Genomic DNA, 15,254 nt, shown 5'->3' with positions numbered 1-15,254 from the left:
CAAAAAAGTCTATATTTCACTTTGCCCGTTGCGCATTTGTCCTGGATAATGCGCCGCGTTCATGTCCTCAAAATGGCGTAACGTCCTATGCTACATTTGTTTGCCGGCCTGGATTTACATACCGGGCTTTTATTATTGCTTGCTCTGGTTTTTGTGCTGTTTTACGAAGCGATCAATGGCTTCCACGACACTGCAAACGCAGTTGCAACGGTTATCTACACTCGCGCAATGCGATCGCAGCTTGCGGTCGTTATGGCGGCGGTATTTAACTTTTTTGGTGTCCTCCTGGGCGGACTGAGCGTTGCCTATGCCATTGTGCATATGCTGCCAACGGATCTGCTGCTTAACGTGAGTTCCGGTCATGGCCTGGCCATGGTGTTCTCAATGCTGCTTGCTGCGATTATCTGGAACCTCGGTACCTGGTATTTCGGCCTGCCGGCATCCAGCTCTCACACCCTTATCGGCGCGATTATCGGTATCGGTTTAACTAACGCCCTGATGACCGGTACATCGGTTGTTGATGCGCTGAACCTTCCTAAAGTACTGGGTATTTTCGGCTCTCTGATCATCTCCCCTATCGTCGGTCTGGTGGTAGCAGGTGGATTGATTTTCATCCTGCGTCGCTACTGGAGCAACACGAAGAAACGTGCACGTATCCACCTGACGCCAGCAGAGCGTGAGAAGAAAGACGGCAAGAAAAAGCCGCCGTTCTGGACGCGTATCGCGCTGATCATTTCCGCTATCGGCGTCGCCTTCTCTCATGGCGCGAACGATGGTCAGAAAGGTATCGGTCTGGTGATGCTGGTTCTGATTGGCGTCGCACCGGCAGGCTTCGTGGTTAACATGAACGCCTCTGGCTATGAGATCACCCGTACCCGTGATGCGGTAAACAACGTTGAGACTTACTTCCAGCAGCATCCTGATTTGCTGAAGAAAGCGACCGGCGTAGACCAGTTGATCCCTTCTCCTGACTCTGGCGCACTCACTGCACCGGGCGAGTTCCATTGCCACCCGGCAAACGCGATTAACGCGCTGGAACGTGCGAAAGGCATGCTGGCCGATATCGAAAGCTACGACAAACTGGCTGTAGAACAGCGTGGTCAGCTGCGTCGTATCATGCTCTGTATCTCCGACGTGACCGATAAAGTCGCGAAGCTGCCAGAGGTCAATGCTGACGATAAGCGTCTGCTGAAGAAACTGAAAGGCGATATGCTCAACACCATTGAGTACGCGCCAATCTGGATCATCATGGCGGTCGCGTTGGCGCTGGGTATCGGTACGATGATTGGCTGGCGTCGTGTGGCGACCACCATCGGTGAGAAGATCGGTAAGAAAGGCATGACCTATGCTCAGGGCATGTCCGCGCAGATGACGGCGGCAGTGTCTATCGGTCTGGCGAGCTACACCGGTATGCCAGTCTCCACCACCCACGTACTCTCTTCGTCCGTGGCAGGTACCATGATTGTTGACGGCGGCGGTTTGCAGCGTAAAACCGTGACCAACATTCTGATGGCCTGGGTGTTCACCCTCCCGGCGTCCATCCTGCTGTCTGGCGGTCTGTACTGGATTTCGCTGAAGCTAATTTAATCGGCTGAAGGCGACAAAAAAGCGGGTCAGGAAACTGGCCCGCTTTTTTTATGCTCAGTGCCATATCATCAGCGCAATCATACTCACCACAACCAGACCACACAGGGCGCTGGTCAAAATGAACTGACGACGCAGGCGCTCGCAGCGACGGATAAACTCTTCATCGTGGTGATCGCGGTAGCGCTGGTAGTAGATATACCCCACCAGACGCATCTGCTTGCTGGGCTGTCCGTGCGAGGTGAAGAACCCTCCACCGTCCACATATTGATAAAGCAACGGATCGCAACCACGAAGTACCACTAACAGCGCACGTAACGATGAGAAGTAGCGCGCCATATTCACTATGCAAACCACGCATAACGCCCAAAACAATGCGACGGTGCTAATCATACATCCTCCCCGGCGTCCACCCACGAAGCAAGGCTCCTGAGCTACCGCACCCCAATGCCCTGACAGACAGTTCAGTGAAAGAATGACTAAAAGTCGATCCGGTTCGCGTTTTAATATCCGAACGGCTCATTAAATAGTGTAGGAGATCCGTTAATTTTTTTGCCACAAGGTTAATCGTTATCAACACCAAAGCTTGAAAAATATGTTTAACTGGGCCGTAATGAAAGCATCAGACGACGGCTTTCCCATTTAGTCATCGATAACTTAAGGAAGGAGTAACACTATGGCTTACAAACACATTCTTATCGCGGTAGACCTCTCCCCGGAGAGTAAAGTGCTGGTTGATAAAGCAGTATCCATGGCACGTCCCTACAACGCGAAAGTTTCGCTGATTCATGTTGATGTGAATTACTCCGACCTCTACACCGGTCTGATCGACGTGAATCTCGGCGATATGCAGAAACGCATCTCCGAAGAGACTCACCACGCGCTGAGCGAGCTTTCTACCAACGCGGGCTATCCAATCACTGAAACCTTAAGCGGTAGCGGCGATCTGGGCCAGGTGCTGGTTGATGCGATTAAGAAATACGATATGGACCTGGTGGTATGCGGTCACCATCAGGACTTCTGGAGCAAACTGATGTCTTCCGCACGTCAGCTGATTAACACCGTACACGTGGATATGCTGATTGTTCCACTGCGTGACGAAGAAGACGAGTAAGTGCAAAAAAGCCCGGTGGCGCTAACGCATACCGGGCATACAAGCGGCACTGAATGTAGGCCGGGTAAGGCGAAGCCGCCACCCGGCTTTTTTTATTCCGGCGTACCTGAGTAGATATCAAAGCGATGCCCTTTGGTGGTCACCGCGTTAGTGGTCGCAACGTCCGCCAGCGGCGGCGCATAGTCAGGTCGTTTCACCACCACCCGCTTCGTCGCCAGTTGACGAGCCGGCTCCAGCAGGCCATCGGCATCTAAATCTGGCCCCACCAGCGACTGAAACACCCGCATCTCTTTCTTCACCAGCGCGCTTTTCTGCTTATGCGGGAACATCGGGTCGAGATAGACCACCTGCGGGCGCGGGGTGATATCGGTCAGCGCCGTCAGGCTGGAGGCATGAATAAGTTGCAAACGTTCCTGTAACCACGAGCCGATTTCCGGGTCCGCATAGCCTCGCGTCAGCCCGTCGTCGAGCAGCGCGGCGACAACCGGATTACGCTCCAGCATCCGCACACGGCAGCCCACCGAGGCCAGCACAAACGCATCGCGCCCCAGCCCCGCCGTGGCGTCCACCACGTCCGGAAGATAGCTCCCTTTAATGCCAACCGCCTTGGCCACCGCTTCGCCGCGACCGCCGCCGAACTTACGCCGGTGCGCCATCGCGCCGCCGACAAAATCGACAAAAATCCCGCCAAGCTTTGGCTCATCGCGCTTGCGCAGCTCCAGATGTTCCGGCGTCATCACCAGCGCCATCAGGTTCTCTTCATCATGTTCCAGCTCCCAGCGGGCCGCCAGAACAGATAAGGCGCCGTCACCGGCGCCTGTTTCATCTACTAAGCAGATCTTCACGTAGCAATCAGCCTTTGATTCCGTAATGCTCCAGCATCGCATCCAGCTGCGGCTCGCGGCCACGGAAGCGTTTGAACAGCTCCATAGGCTCTTCTGAACCGCCGCGGGTCAGGATGTTGTCGAGGAACGACTGACCGGTTTCGCGGTTGAAAATCCCCTCTTCTTCGAAGCGCGAGAAGGCATCCGCCGCCAGCACGTCGGCCCACAGGTAGCTGTAGTAGCCTGCGGCGTACCCGCCTGCAAAGATATGGCTGAACGCGTGCGGGAAGCGTCCCCAGGTCGGGCCTGGAATGACGGCAACCTGCTTTTTAATCTCAGCCAGGGTTTCGAGGATTTTCGCCCCCTGCTCCGGGCTGAACTCGGCGTGCAGGCGGAAGTCGAACAGGCCGAACTCCAGCTGACGCAGGATAAACATCGCCGCCTGGTAGTTTTTCGCCGCCAGCATTTTATCCAGCAGTTCTTTCGGCAGCGGTTCGCCCGTTTCGTAATGACCGGAGATAAACGCCAGCGCGTCCGGCTCCCAGCACCAGTTCTCCATAAACTGGCTTGGCAGCTCGACCGCATCCCATGGCACACCGCTGATACCGGCGACGCCAGCGGTTTCGATGCGGGTCAGCATGTGGTGCAGGCCGTGACCGAACTCGTGGAACAGGGTGATCACTTCATCGTGGGTAAACAGCGCAGGTTTGCCGCTCACCGGACGGTTGAAGTTACAGGTCAGGTAGGCAACAGGTTTTTGCAGGGTACCATCCGCTTTACGCATCTGGCCCACGCAGTCGTCCATCCACGCCCCACCGCGCTTGTTCTCACGCGCGTAGAGATCGAGATAGAAGCTGCCGCGCAGCTCGTTGTTCTCGTCATACAGCTCGAAGAAGCGCACGTCCGGATGCCAGACGTCGATGTCGGTACGCTCTTTCGCGGTAATGCCGTAGATGCGCTTCACTACCTCGAACAGACCGTTGACGGCTTTGTTTTCCGGGAAGTACGGACGCAGTTGTTCGTCGCTGATGCTGTAGAGGTGCTGTTTCTGTTTTTCGCTGTAGTATGCGATATCCCACGGCTGAAGCTCGTCCACGCCGAACTCCGCTTTTGCAAAGGCGCGCAGTTGGGCTAACTCTTTTTCACCCTGAGGACGGGCGCGTTTCGCCAGATCGGTCAGGAAGTCGAGCACCTGCTGTGGGTTCTCGGCCATTTTGGTGGCGAGGGATTTATCCGCGTAGCTGTCGAAGCCCAGCAGCTGTGCCAGCTCGTGGCGCAGGGCGAGGATCTCCGCCATCACCGGGCTGTTATCCCACTTACCGGCATTCGGCCCCTGATCGGAGGCGCGGGTGCTGTAGGCGCGGTACATCTCTTCGCGCAGGGCCTGGTTGTCGCAGTAGGTCATCACTGGCAGATAGCTTGGGATATCCAGCGTTAACAGGAAGCCTTCCTGCTCTTTCGCTTCGGCCTGGGCTTTTGCCGCCGCCAGCGCACTTTCCGGCATACCGGCCAGTTCGGATTCATCGGTAATCAGCTTCGTCCAGCCCATGGTGGCGTCGAGGACGTTGTTGCTGTACTGGTTGCCCAGCTCGGACAGGCGCGCGGCGATTTCGCCGTAGCGAACCTGTTTTTCTTTTGGCAGGCCAATCCCGGACAGTTCGAAATCACGCAGCGCGTTATCAACCGATTTTTTCTGCGCCGTGTTCAGTTCGGCATAATGGTCGCCGTCGCGCAGGTCGCGGTAGGCTTTGTAGAGCCCCTCGTGCTGGCCGACCCAGGTGCTGTACTCGGAGAGCAGCGGCAGGGTCTGTTCGTAGGCTTCGCGCAGCTCCGGGCTGTTTTTCACCGAGTTCAGGTGGCTCACCGGGGAGAAAATGCGCCCCAGCACGTCGTCCACTTCGGCCAGCGGCTGACACAGATTTTCCCAGGTGTACGGCGCGCCCTGCGCGACCACGTTCTCTACCGCCGCGCGGCAGTTTTCCAGCGACTGGGTAACGGCTGGAACCACATGCTCAGGGAGGATTTTAGAAAACGGTGGCAACGAAAAAGGCGTCAGTAATGGATTGGTCATAAACGCTGTCCTGTTGAAATAGATGAATGAAGCGCGCATCCGGCGCTGTGCATATTGTTTTCTGTAATGGGGTTAAGTGTAGAGGATTTCAATGCCGGAGGTTGTCGAAAAACGCCCTGTGGCGCTGCGCTTACCGGGCCTACGGGTAATCTGTGCCGTTCTGCTGTAAACTGTGGCAAATCGTCAATTCAGCGGAAAATCATTACCCATGCTCAGTTATCGCCACAGCTTCCACGCTGGCAACCACGCCGACGTCCTTAAACACACCGTTCAGAGCCTGATCATTGAAGCGCTTAAAGAGAAAGACAAGCCGTTTCTCTACCTGGACACCCACGCGGGGGCGGGCCGTTATCAGCTGAGCGGCGAACATGCCGAGCGTACCGGTGAATATCTGGAAGGGATCGCCCGCATCTGGCAGCAGGACGACCTGCCTGCCGAGCTGGAGCCGTACATCGGCGTGGTGAACCACTTCAACCGCAACGGCCAGCTGCGCTATTACCCTGGCTCTCCGCTGATTGCCCGCCAGCTGCTGCGCGAGCAGGACAGCCTCCAGTTGACCGAGCTGCACCCAAGCGACTTCCCGCTGCTGCGCGCTGAGTTTCAGAAAGATAACCGCGCCCGCGTGGACAAAGCCGATGGCTACCAGCAGCTAAAAGCCAAACTGCCGCCGGTTTCGCGTCGCGGCCTGGTGCTGATCGACCCGCCGTACGAAATCAAAACCGACTATCAGGCGGTGGTGGCCGGTATCAACGAAGGTTACAAACGCTTTGCGACCGGAACCTATGCCCTGTGGTATCCGGTAGTGCTACGCGCGCAAATTAAGCGCATGATCAAGGATCTGGAGGCGACCGGCATCCGCAAAATCCTGCAGATTGAGCTGGCGGTGCGGCCCGACAGCGACCAGCGCGGCATGACCGCGTCCGGCATGATTGTGATTAACCCGCCGTGGAAGCTCGAAGCGCAGATGAACAACGTGCTGCCGTGGCTGCACAAAACGCTGGTGCCAGCCGGTACGGGCCACGCCACCGTAAGCTGGATCGTGCCGGAGTAATCGCAGCCATCGGTGGAACCTATTGATTTCAGGTATACAATCGCGGCAATTCACGATTAAGGACAAAAGCTATGACTAAGCATTATGACTACATCGCAATCGGCGGCGGCAGCGGCGGCATCGCCTCCATCAACCGTGCGGCCATGTACGGCCAGAAGTGTGCGCTGATTGAAGCCAAAGAACTCGGCGGCACCTGCGTAAACGTGGGTTGTGTACCGAAGAAAGTGATGTGGCATGCCGCGCAAATCCGTGAAGCTATCCATATGTATGGCCCGGACTACGGCTTTGACACCACCATCAACCACTTCGACTGGGATAAGCTGATCGCCAGCCGTACCGCCTATATCGACCGTATTCACACCTCGTACGATAACGTGCTGGGCAAGAATAACGTCGACGTGATCCGCGGCTTCGCCCGTTTCGTGGATGCGAAGACGATCGAAGTGAACGGCGAGACGATCACCGCCGATCACATCCTGATCGCCACCGGTGGCCGTCCGAGCCATCCGAACATTCCGGGCGCGGAATACGGTATCGACTCCGACGGGTTCTTCGAGCTGCCTGCTCTGCCAGAGCGCGTTGCCATTGTAGGCGCGGGTTACATCGCGGTTGAGCTTGCTGGCGTGATTAACGGCCTTGGGGCGGAAGCGCACCTGTTTGTGCGTAAACACGCGCCGCTGCGTAGCTTTGATCCGCTAATCGTCGACACGCTGGTCGAGGTGATGAACGCCGAAGGCCCAACCCTGCACACCAACGCCGTGCCAAAAGCGGTGGTTAAAAATGCGGACGGTAGCCTGACCCTGGAGCTGGAAGATGGCCGCAGCCAGACCGTTGATTGCCTGATCTGGGCGATTGGTCGTGAACCGGCCACCGACAACTTCAACCTGGCCGCAACCGGGGTGAAAACCAATGAAAAAGGCTACATCGTCGTTGATAAGTTCCAGAACACCAGCGTACCGGGTATTTATGCCGTTGGTGATAACACAGGTGCCGTAGAACTGACGCCGGTTGCCGTGGCCGCGGGGCGTCGTCTTTCCGAGCGTCTGTTTAACAACAAGCCGGACGAACATCTGGATTACAGCAACATCCCGACCGTGGTCTTCAGCCACCCGCCAATCGGCACCGTCGGCTTAACCGAGCCGCAGGCGCGCGAGCAGTACGGCGACGATCAGGTGAAAGTGTATAAATCGGCGTTTACCGCGATGTATACCGCGGTCACCTCGCACCGTCAGCCGTGCCGCATGAAGCTGGTCTGTGTGGGCCCGGACGAGAAGATCGTCGGCATCCACGGCATAGGCTTTGGCATGGACGAGATCCTGCAGGGCTTTGCGGTGGCGCTGAAGATGGGCGCAACGAAAAAAGACTTCGATAACACCGTGGCGATCCACCCCACTGCGGCAGAAGAGTTTGTAACAATGCGTTGATATTGATGCCCCTCTTCAAAGGGGCATTTTTTTAACATTCATAAATCGTTGCAAAACGAATGCTCCGAAAATCGTGATCTACCGCACATATCCCTCCACATCCACCGAAGCGAATGTCTACGCTTATAAGACGCCCGGAAAAACCTGTCTTTTAGAACACACAACCGGAGGTCCTTATCACCATGTTCAACCAGAAACTACAGGCTACCGAGAACATCGAGTTCGAGATTGCAGAAGAGCTGCGCTACGAGACCGATCCCTGCGAGTTGAAACTGGATGAAATGATTGAGGCGGAGCCGGAACCCGAAATGATCGAGGGGCTACCTGCCTCCGATGCCCTGACGCCTGCCGATCGTTATCTTGAACTGTTCGAACATGTGCAGTCGACACGGCTGTTTGCGGACAGCAAAACTTTCCCAGACTGCGCGCCGAAAATGGACCCGCTGGATATCCTGATCCGCTACCGTAAAGTGCGTCGTCATCGGGATTTTGACCTGGCGCGCTTTGTGGAGAATCACTTCTGGCTGCCGGAGGACTACAGCAAAGAGTATGTCTCTGATCCCGGCTTCTCCCTGAAAGAACACATTGATAACCTGTGGCCGGTGCTGACGCGCGAGCCGCAGGATCACATCCCGTGGTCGTCGCTGCTGGCGCTGCCGCAGGCCTATATTGTGCCCGGCGGGCGATTCAGCGAGACCTACTACTGGGATTCTTATTTCTCCATGCTGGGGCTGGCAGAAAGCGGTCGTAACGATCTGCTAAAATGCATGGCCGATAACTTCGCCTGGCTGATTGAGCGCTACGGACATATCCCGAACGGCAACCGCACCTACTACCTCAGCCGCTCCCAGCCGCCGGTTTTTGCCCTGATGGTGGAGCTGTTTGAAGAGGACGGCGTGCGCGGGGCGAAGCGCTATCTTGAGCATCTCAAGATGGAGTACGCCTTCTGGATGGACGGGGCGGAATCGCTGCTGCTCAATCAGGCCTATCGCAGTGCGGTGCGCATGCCGGATGGCTCATTGCTCAACCGCTACTGGGACGATCGTGATACGCCACGGGATGAATCCTGGATTGAGGACGTTGAAACCGCCCGTCATTCCGGTCGCCCGCCGAACGAGGTGTATCGCGACCTGCGCGCCGGGGCAGCCTCAGGATGGGATTACTCGTCCCGCTGGCTGCGCGATCCTGCGCGGCTGGCCAGTATCCGCACGACGCAATTTATCCCCATCGATTTGAACGCATTCCTGTTCAAACTGGAGAGCGCTATCGCCAATATCTCAGCGTCGAAAGGGGATAAAGAGACGGCTGAACTATTCCGCCAGAAAGCCAGCGACCGGCGCGCGGCGGTGAACCGCTATCTGTGGGACGAAGAGAACGGCTGTTATCGTGATTACGACTGGCGACGCGAAGCCCTGGCGCTGTTCTCTGCGGCCAGCATTGTGCCGCTGTATGTGGGCATGGCGACCCATGAGCAGGCTGAACGGCTGTCCGATGCCGTTAAAGCCCGTCTGCTCACGCCGGGCGGTATTCTCGCCACCGAATATGAAACAGGTGAGCAGTGGGATAAGCCGAACGGCTGGGCACCGCTACAATGGATGGCGATCCAGGGGTTCAAGCAGTACGGCAACGACTCGCTGGGGGATGAGATCGCCTGGAGCTGGCTGCACACGGTAAACCATTACTACAAAACCCATCATAAGCTGATTGAGAAGTACCATATCGCCAGCAGCACGCCACGCGAAGGTGGCGGGGGTGAGTATCCGTTGCAGGATGGCTTCGGCTGGACGAATGGGGTGGTGCGGCGGTTGATTGGGCTGTATGGGGAGCCCTGAGTCTCACCCCTCACCCTGACCCTCTCCCCTGAGGGGAGAGGGGACTTAACGGTGCGGCCTTTTCTCCCTCGCCCCTTTGGGGAGAGGGCCGGGGTGAGGGGGAAAAATAATCAGCGGATCACTTCATAAATGGCAGTCTGGATGGACTGCCATTTTTTTGTACTGGCATCGGGCTGCGTCTTCGCGCGGCGCGTTGCCATATCGGCGTCGTGCTGCTGACGTTTCACTACCGCCGGGACGGTACAGAATGCTTTCAGGTACTGCTTACGCATAGACGTCAGCGATTCGCCGTTCGCCATCGCATGGCTAAGCGTATTAATAAAGCGTCGGCAGGGCTTTTGCTCTGTCATTTGCAGGCGGTAGCGCAACATCACTTCCAGCACGTCATCGTAGCCTGCCGACAATGCCTCCTCCGTCCATGACATTTTCCAGTCCATGCCACCCTGCAAGAACAGGAGCGCCACGCGGGTATCGTTGCGGCTAATCGCTGAACGGAAGTTGTTTTCATCCCAGGTGACACCCATGCGCTTCAGCGTTTCTCGCGAGGAAGGCGTTTCGCGCATCTCCTGCACCGGCGCGGGAGATGCCGTGCTGGCCACAGTCGGCTGCGGTTTACTGCTGGTTACCAGCCAGGCTCCTCCCACGACAATCGCGATAACCATCACGCCAACCGCTCCCCACAGCACGCCGGAAATCAGCTGTTCGCGCTGCTCTGGCGTACGCGCGGCGCGCTGAGTCGGTTTCTCTATGCTGTCACGCACTTCAAACAGATCGCCGCCTGTGGTGCGGTCTATTTTTTGCGCCTTTTCCCAGAATGCATGCAGCTCGCTTTCATCCACCGCCATCAGCGCCGCCGGGTTAACGCGTGTCCGCCCTTCCTCAAACGCGCGCTGAACGGAGCGGGTGATCTGCGTGTAATAGCTGTCGAGCAGCTGGATTTGCGCCCCGCTCAACGGCTGCTGCACGGTGATGCTGTTGCGGATTTGACGGATATCTTCGAGGAAGGTTTGCAGGGTTTTGCGGGGTTCTACCAGCAGCGTCAGCATGTCCGGGGCGTTAAACAGCGACGTGTAGTAGCGGCTAAATTCTTTCTTATCCACCAGCAGCTGGGCCAGCTCACTAAATAACATGCCGCTCAGAACATCATTAATTTCACCGTTTTTCAGCCAGCGACGCACACGTTCAGCATTAAACAAGGTCTTAAGATGATTATTCAGCCGCACCGGATCGGGCCATGCCTGCTGTATCAATCCTTTTATCATCAGCTCAATGGCACGCACCTGTTTCTGCGCCTGGAGCTGGCTCGCCTTGTCTGGCACCCTCCCGGTATCGTAGGTCAGAAGGGGCTGTTGCAGACGCAGATATTCAAGGGATGTGACGAAGCGCATCGCCGCAATCAGCTGGTTTTCGCTGACATCCTGCCCGCTTTCATACTGGGGAACGCGCTGCTGAAGCAAGCGTAATTGCAGCGTAAAGGCCGTCATTTCCGCATCATTCAGGTTCAGCTTTCTGGCTACGGCACCCCACCCGCCCAGCCCCAGGCGGGCGCTATCCAGTTGTTCCAGAAACCAGCGTGGATCTTTTCCTTCAGAAACATGTACATTCAACAGAAGTAAGATTTCAACAGACGCCTGGCGGATCGCCGCCAGACAGTGTTCAAACTGTTCGCGGGTATGATGCGATGAGCTAATCATCATTGTTTTCCTTGAGAGACAATGAGTACCGCCAAAGCGGCATTAAAAGTCGTTTTTCTTTTTATTTATAGGAGGTTAAACATACCTGACTTTCTGTTGAAATAAAGTGACAACCCTATAATCATTTGCAATGTCTCCGGAGGATCGTCATGCCCGCCTTAACCACCGCGCGTCTCACCTGCTTGCCGCTGCAAGAGCAAGACTGGCCCTTTTTTCTGTCGCTACAGCAAAATCCTGACGTGATGCGTTTTGTCGCCCCTGCGCGTAGCGAGGCTGACATTCGGGAGGCCTTTGAGTCTCGTCTGTTGCCGTGGGCACCGGGCAGCTCGCACTGGCTCTGCCTTGTGGTGCGTGAGACGGCCAGCCAGACGCCGATGGGCGTAACCGGCTATGTGCACCGGGAAGCAGATTGTGCCGAAGTCGGTTTTCTCTTTGCGCCCTCTGCGCAGGGGAAAGGTTACGGCTTTGAATCTCTGCGGGCGGTGTGTGATTTCGCGCTGACCCAGGGCAATATCCGTCGGCTCACCGCGACCGTGACGGCGGGAAATATCGCCTCAAGGCGACTGCTGGAAAAAACAGGTTTTCAGCTGGAAGGTGAGTTGCGCGAGAGTTATTTCCTTTCAGGGCAATGGCATAACGACTGGCTATTCGGTTTACTGAAAAAGGAATATCCGTTCAGTAAAACCTGATCAACGGCCATTTGGCGGATATTCCCCGGGCTGTTTTCCCTTTATAGTTCCGCCATAAAGAGGAAACGCTTATGACGGGTTATGCAATGCAGATATCTTCTGCTGCAATCGCATTAATTAAAAAACAGCAGGGTCTTTCCCTGGAGAAATACCGTGACGAAAAGGGAATATGGGTTATAGGTTACGGTCACGTGATTCGCCAGTGGGAAAAATTTAACGGCCTCATCACGCCGACTGAGGCGGAGAATTTGCTTTTCAATGATATTCATTTATGTGAGTCGCTGCTGCGGGAAATGAACAAACGCCCATTAACCCAACAGCAGCATGATGCACTGGTATTAACGCTCTTCAGTTTTGGGGAAGATTCCCCTCTGCCAGAGAAGATCCTTCAGGCCGTCGCCCGGGTATAGTACATCGCGGCCTGCGTCCGGTTTTTGACATCAAGACGACGGAAAAGCGTCTCAAGATGGGCTTTTACCGTTGCCGCACTGATATTGAGATTACGACCTATCTCTTTATTTGACTCTCCGGCCGCCAGTAATTTCAATACCTCACGCTGGCGCTCACTTAACAATGACAGCTCATCATGAGAGGAGTGCTGGTTCATCCACTCGCCGGGAAAACAGACCATCCCTCGCGATACAGAATCCAGCACGGCGGAAAAGCGTTCGGGATTCGCATTACGAGGGATTATTGCCACCACGTTGCGCTGTAGCATTTGCTCAACCCAGCGAGGCTCTTTTTTCGTTAACACCAGCACCACGCGCGCTGTTGGAAAACGATTCATAATCTCTTCCGGTAAAGCCACACCGTTATCATGAATTAAATACCCATCTATCATGACGATAGCGGAAGGCGACGCGGATAAGTGTGCCCATAATTCATCAGTCTGACGAGTTCCTGTCAAATCTATTTCCGGAATTAATTTCTGCAAACTGCACTTCGCTCCATGAATAAATAATGACTGCCTGTCAAACATGATTACTCGCATCGTATTACTCCTCTGAGAATAGCGAAGGGGGATTCTACAGAGGCATTTTTTAAGAAAAAACTCAATGAATGGAGAGGTTACAATTCACCCAGCTCTCTTTATATCTTTCATCATTTAGACACACCTGCTTTAAGGATTTCCTTAAGAGGGTTCCCTCCCCCTTAAGTCTGAACATTACAGGAACATACCGCCTGAAACTTCAATACGTTGCGCATTCATCCAGCCCAGTTTGTCACTGAGCAACGCCGCAATGGCGTCACCGATATCATCGGGCAGGCCCACCCGTCCCAGCGCCGTCTGCGAGGCCAGCAGCTGGTTAAGCTCCGCATTATCCCTTACGCGTCCGCCTCCAAAGTCGGTTTCAATCGCGCCAGGCGCGATGATATTGACGGAAATTCCGCGCACGCCAAGCTCTTTTGCCTGATAGCGGGTCAGCACTTCCATCGCCCCTTTCATTGCCGCGTAAGTCCCTGAACCTGGCTGAGTAAAACGGGCCAGTCCGCTTGAGACATTCAGGATCCGTCCTCCGTCTTTTATGAGCGGCAGCAGCTGTTGTGTGAGGAAAAACGGACCTTTGAAGTGAATATTCACCGCATCATCAAATTGCGCTTCTGTCGTCTCGGTATAGGGTGCGTATAACCCTGTACCTGCGTTGTTCACTAAATAGTCAAAGGTGTCACGTTGCCAGACGTGTGTAAGGGTTTCCTTCACCTGTTGAGCGAAGCGCGCAAAACTTGCCGTATCGCCGACGTTAAGCTGCAATGCTGCCGCTTTTCTACCTTTTCCCTCAATTTCGCGTACAACTTCCTGCGCCTCCTGCTGACTGCTGTTCCAGGTCAGGATGATATCTGTCCCTTCCGCAGCAAGCTTCAAAACCGCATTTTTACCCAGGCCGCGGCTACCGCCCGTCACTAATGCAATACGTTCACGCATAATTCACCTCGTTTCGACTGCGATGAAGATTGAGAATGAGCTTATTAGATGGTAGAAAATCAATAAATAGTGCCGCCAACGCTTCACTGTTTCATTTCAAACAACAATGACCCATATCTATGGATAAAATATACGCAATGCAGCTTTTCCTTCGCGTCGCGGAACTGGAGAGTTTTACCCGCGCGGCGGAGACGTTAAGCCTGCCGAAGGGGAGTGTCTCGCGGCAGATCCAGGCGCTGGAGAACGCGCTTGGCACTCAACTGCTGCACCGCACTACCCGCCGCGTCAGCCTGACGCAGGACGGCATGGTTTATTACGAACGCGCAAAAGATCTGCTGATGAATCTGGACGAACTGGACGGCATGTTTCTGCACGACCCTTCCACCATCAGCGGTCGGCTACGTGTGGATATGCCCGTTGCCATTGCACGAAATGTCGTCATTCCGAAACTGCCTGCATTTTTACAACAGTTTCCCGGCATTGAGCTTGAGCTGAGCAGCAGCGATCGTCTGGTCGATGTCATCCGCGAAGGATTTGACTGCGTGGTTCGCGTGGGAAACTTGAAGGACTCCGGGCTTATCGCCCGCCCGCTTGGGAAGCTTTCAGTGATTAACTGCGCCAGCCCGGATTATCTCACGCGATTCGGCTACCCTGAGACGCTGGATGATTTGGGCTCACACGCCCTCATTCATTACTCCGCCACGCTGGGCACCCGTCCTCTGGGTTTTGAGTATTTCAACGGCAGCGCGACCCAGTGGATAAAAACGGGAGGCGTTTTGACGGTTAACAGCACGGAAACCTACCAGGCCGCCTGTATCGCCGGGCTTGGCATTATTCAGGTCCCGCGCGTCGGGGTGCGTGATGCCCTGCGCACGAAAAAACTCGTTGAGATCCTGCCGCAATATCGGGCTGAACCAATGCCCGTCTCCCTCATTTATCCCCACCGCCGTAACCTCTCCCGTCGGGTGCATGTGTTTATGGAGTGGCTTACCGAACTCACAAAAAGTTACGTGGACTAGTCGCAAGCTATAATTCAGTAACATCCAG

14 protein-coding genes are annotated in these 15,254 nt (G+C 55.4%); 8 read left to right on the top strand and 6 right to left on the bottom strand.

The window, feature by feature from the left end; genetic code table 11:
* Positions 1 to 87 precede the first annotated feature (87 nt).
* Positions 88 to 1,587 carry an inorganic phosphate transporter PitA gene (pitA, locus tag SK51_RS05350; RefSeq protein WP_022649706.1) on the top strand — a complete coding sequence of 500 codons (1,500 nt, stop codon included), beginning with the start codon at positions 88 to 90 and terminating at the stop codon, positions 1,585 to 1,587.
* A 54-nt stretch (positions 1,588 to 1,641) separates the two neighbouring features.
* Here pitA and uspB read toward each other — a convergent pair whose 3' ends face one another.
* Positions 1,642 to 1,977 (bottom strand): universal stress protein UspB, encoded by a 336-nt coding sequence (gene uspB, locus SK51_RS05345; RefSeq protein WP_003861224.1) that lies wholly within the window; start codon positions 1,975 to 1,977, stop codon positions 1,642 to 1,644.
* Between the two features lie 283 nt (positions 1,978 to 2,260).
* On the opposite strand from uspB, the gene uspA reads away from it, so the two are divergent.
* Positions 2,261 to 2,698 (top strand): universal stress protein UspA, encoded by a 438-nt coding sequence (gene uspA / locus SK51_RS05340; RefSeq protein ID WP_003861223.1) that lies wholly within the window; start codon positions 2,261 to 2,263, stop codon positions 2,696 to 2,698.
* Between the two features lie 92 nt (positions 2,699 to 2,790).
* On the opposite strand, the gene rsmJ is transcribed toward uspA, so the two are convergent.
* Together rsmJ and prlC are read right to left on the bottom strand one after the other, a co-directional pair.
* Positions 2,791 to 3,543, bottom strand: a complete 753-nt coding sequence (rsmJ, locus tag SK51_RS05335; RefSeq protein ID WP_032671543.1) for a 16S rRNA (guanine(1516)-N(2))-methyltransferase RsmJ — start codon at positions 3,541 to 3,543, stop codon at positions 2,791 to 2,793.
* A 7-nt stretch (positions 3,544 to 3,550) separates the two neighbouring features.
* On the bottom strand, positions 3,551 to 5,593 hold the full coding sequence (gene prlC, locus SK51_RS05330) for an oligopeptidase A (RefSeq protein WP_022649708.1): 2,043 nt from the start codon (positions 5,591 to 5,593) through the stop codon (positions 3,551 to 3,553).
* 208 nt (positions 5,594 to 5,801) lie between these two features.
* Here prlC and SK51_RS05325 point away from each other — a divergent pair, with 208 nt between their 5' ends.
* The 3 genes from SK51_RS05325 to SK51_RS05315 all read left to right on the top strand — a co-directional run bounded on the left by SK51_RS05325 (position 5,802) and on the right by SK51_RS05315 (position 9,900).
* Positions 5,802 to 6,644, top strand: coding sequence for a 23S rRNA (adenine(2030)-N(6))-methyltransferase RlmJ (locus tag SK51_RS05325; RefSeq protein ID WP_022649709.1), 843 nt, complete (start codon positions 5,802 to 5,804; stop codon positions 6,642 to 6,644).
* Positions 6,645 to 6,715: 71 nt separating this feature from the next.
* A complete protein-coding gene (gene gorA / locus SK51_RS05320; RefSeq protein ID WP_022649710.1) occupies positions 6,716 to 8,068 on the top strand; it encodes a glutathione-disulfide reductase in 1,353 nt (450 codons plus the stop codon).
* 182 nt (positions 8,069 to 8,250) lie between these two features.
* Complete coding sequence (locus SK51_RS05315; protein WP_022649711.1) at positions 8,251 to 9,900, top strand: alpha,alpha-trehalase; 1,650 nt, start codon at positions 8,251 to 8,253, stop codon at positions 9,898 to 9,900.
* A 110-nt stretch (positions 9,901 to 10,010) separates the two neighbouring features.
* Here the strand turns inward: SK51_RS05315 and SK51_RS05310 are convergent, their stop codons facing one another.
* Entirely contained in the window at positions 10,011 to 11,597 is a 1,587-nt protein-coding gene (locus tag SK51_RS05310) for an STY4199 family HEPN domain-containing protein (RefSeq protein ID WP_023307150.1), read from the bottom strand.
* Positions 11,598 to 11,743: 146 nt separating this feature from the next.
* Between SK51_RS05310 and SK51_RS05305 the strand changes: the two genes are divergently transcribed.
* Positions 11,744 to 12,283 carry a GNAT family N-acetyltransferase gene (locus SK51_RS05305; protein ID WP_023307151.1) on the top strand — a complete coding sequence of 180 codons (540 nt, stop codon included), beginning with the start codon at positions 11,744 to 11,746 and terminating at the stop codon, positions 12,281 to 12,283.
* 71 nt (positions 12,284 to 12,354) lie between these two features.
* On the top strand, positions 12,355 to 12,693 hold the full coding sequence (locus tag SK51_RS05300) for a lysozyme (protein WP_022649714.1): 339 nt from the start codon (positions 12,355 to 12,357) through the stop codon (positions 12,691 to 12,693).
* Here the strand turns inward: SK51_RS05300 and SK51_RS05295 are convergent.
* Together SK51_RS05295 and SK51_RS05290 are read right to left on the bottom strand one after the other, a co-directional pair.
* Positions 12,672 to 13,274 carry a response regulator transcription factor gene (locus SK51_RS05295; RefSeq protein ID WP_022649715.1) on the bottom strand — a complete coding sequence of 201 codons (603 nt, stop codon included), beginning with the start codon at positions 13,272 to 13,274 and terminating at the stop codon, positions 12,672 to 12,674. The two genes, SK51_RS05300 and SK51_RS05295, sit on opposite strands and share 22 nt — an antisense overlap.
* 174 nt (positions 13,275 to 13,448) lie before the next feature.
* Complete coding sequence (locus tag SK51_RS05290) at positions 13,449 to 14,207, bottom strand: SDR family NAD(P)-dependent oxidoreductase (protein ID WP_023298834.1); 759 nt, start codon at positions 14,205 to 14,207, stop codon at positions 13,449 to 13,451.
* 119 nt (positions 14,208 to 14,326) lie between these two features.
* On the opposite strand from SK51_RS05290, the gene SK51_RS05285 reads away from it, so the two are divergent.
* A complete protein-coding gene (locus SK51_RS05285; protein WP_032621978.1) occupies positions 14,327 to 15,226 on the top strand; it encodes a LysR family transcriptional regulator in 900 nt (299 codons plus the stop codon).
* Positions 15,227 to 15,254 lie beyond the last annotated feature (28 nt).

Origin of the sequence: Enterobacter sp. MGH85 (genome assembly GCF_001037655.1) — a bacterium.
GTDB classification, from domain to species: domain Bacteria; phylum Pseudomonadota; class Gammaproteobacteria; order Enterobacterales; family Enterobacteriaceae; genus Enterobacter; species Enterobacter intestinihominis.
The sequence above is the reverse complement of the archived record's forward strand: the minus strand, read 5'-3'. Positions and strand labels throughout refer to the sequence as shown.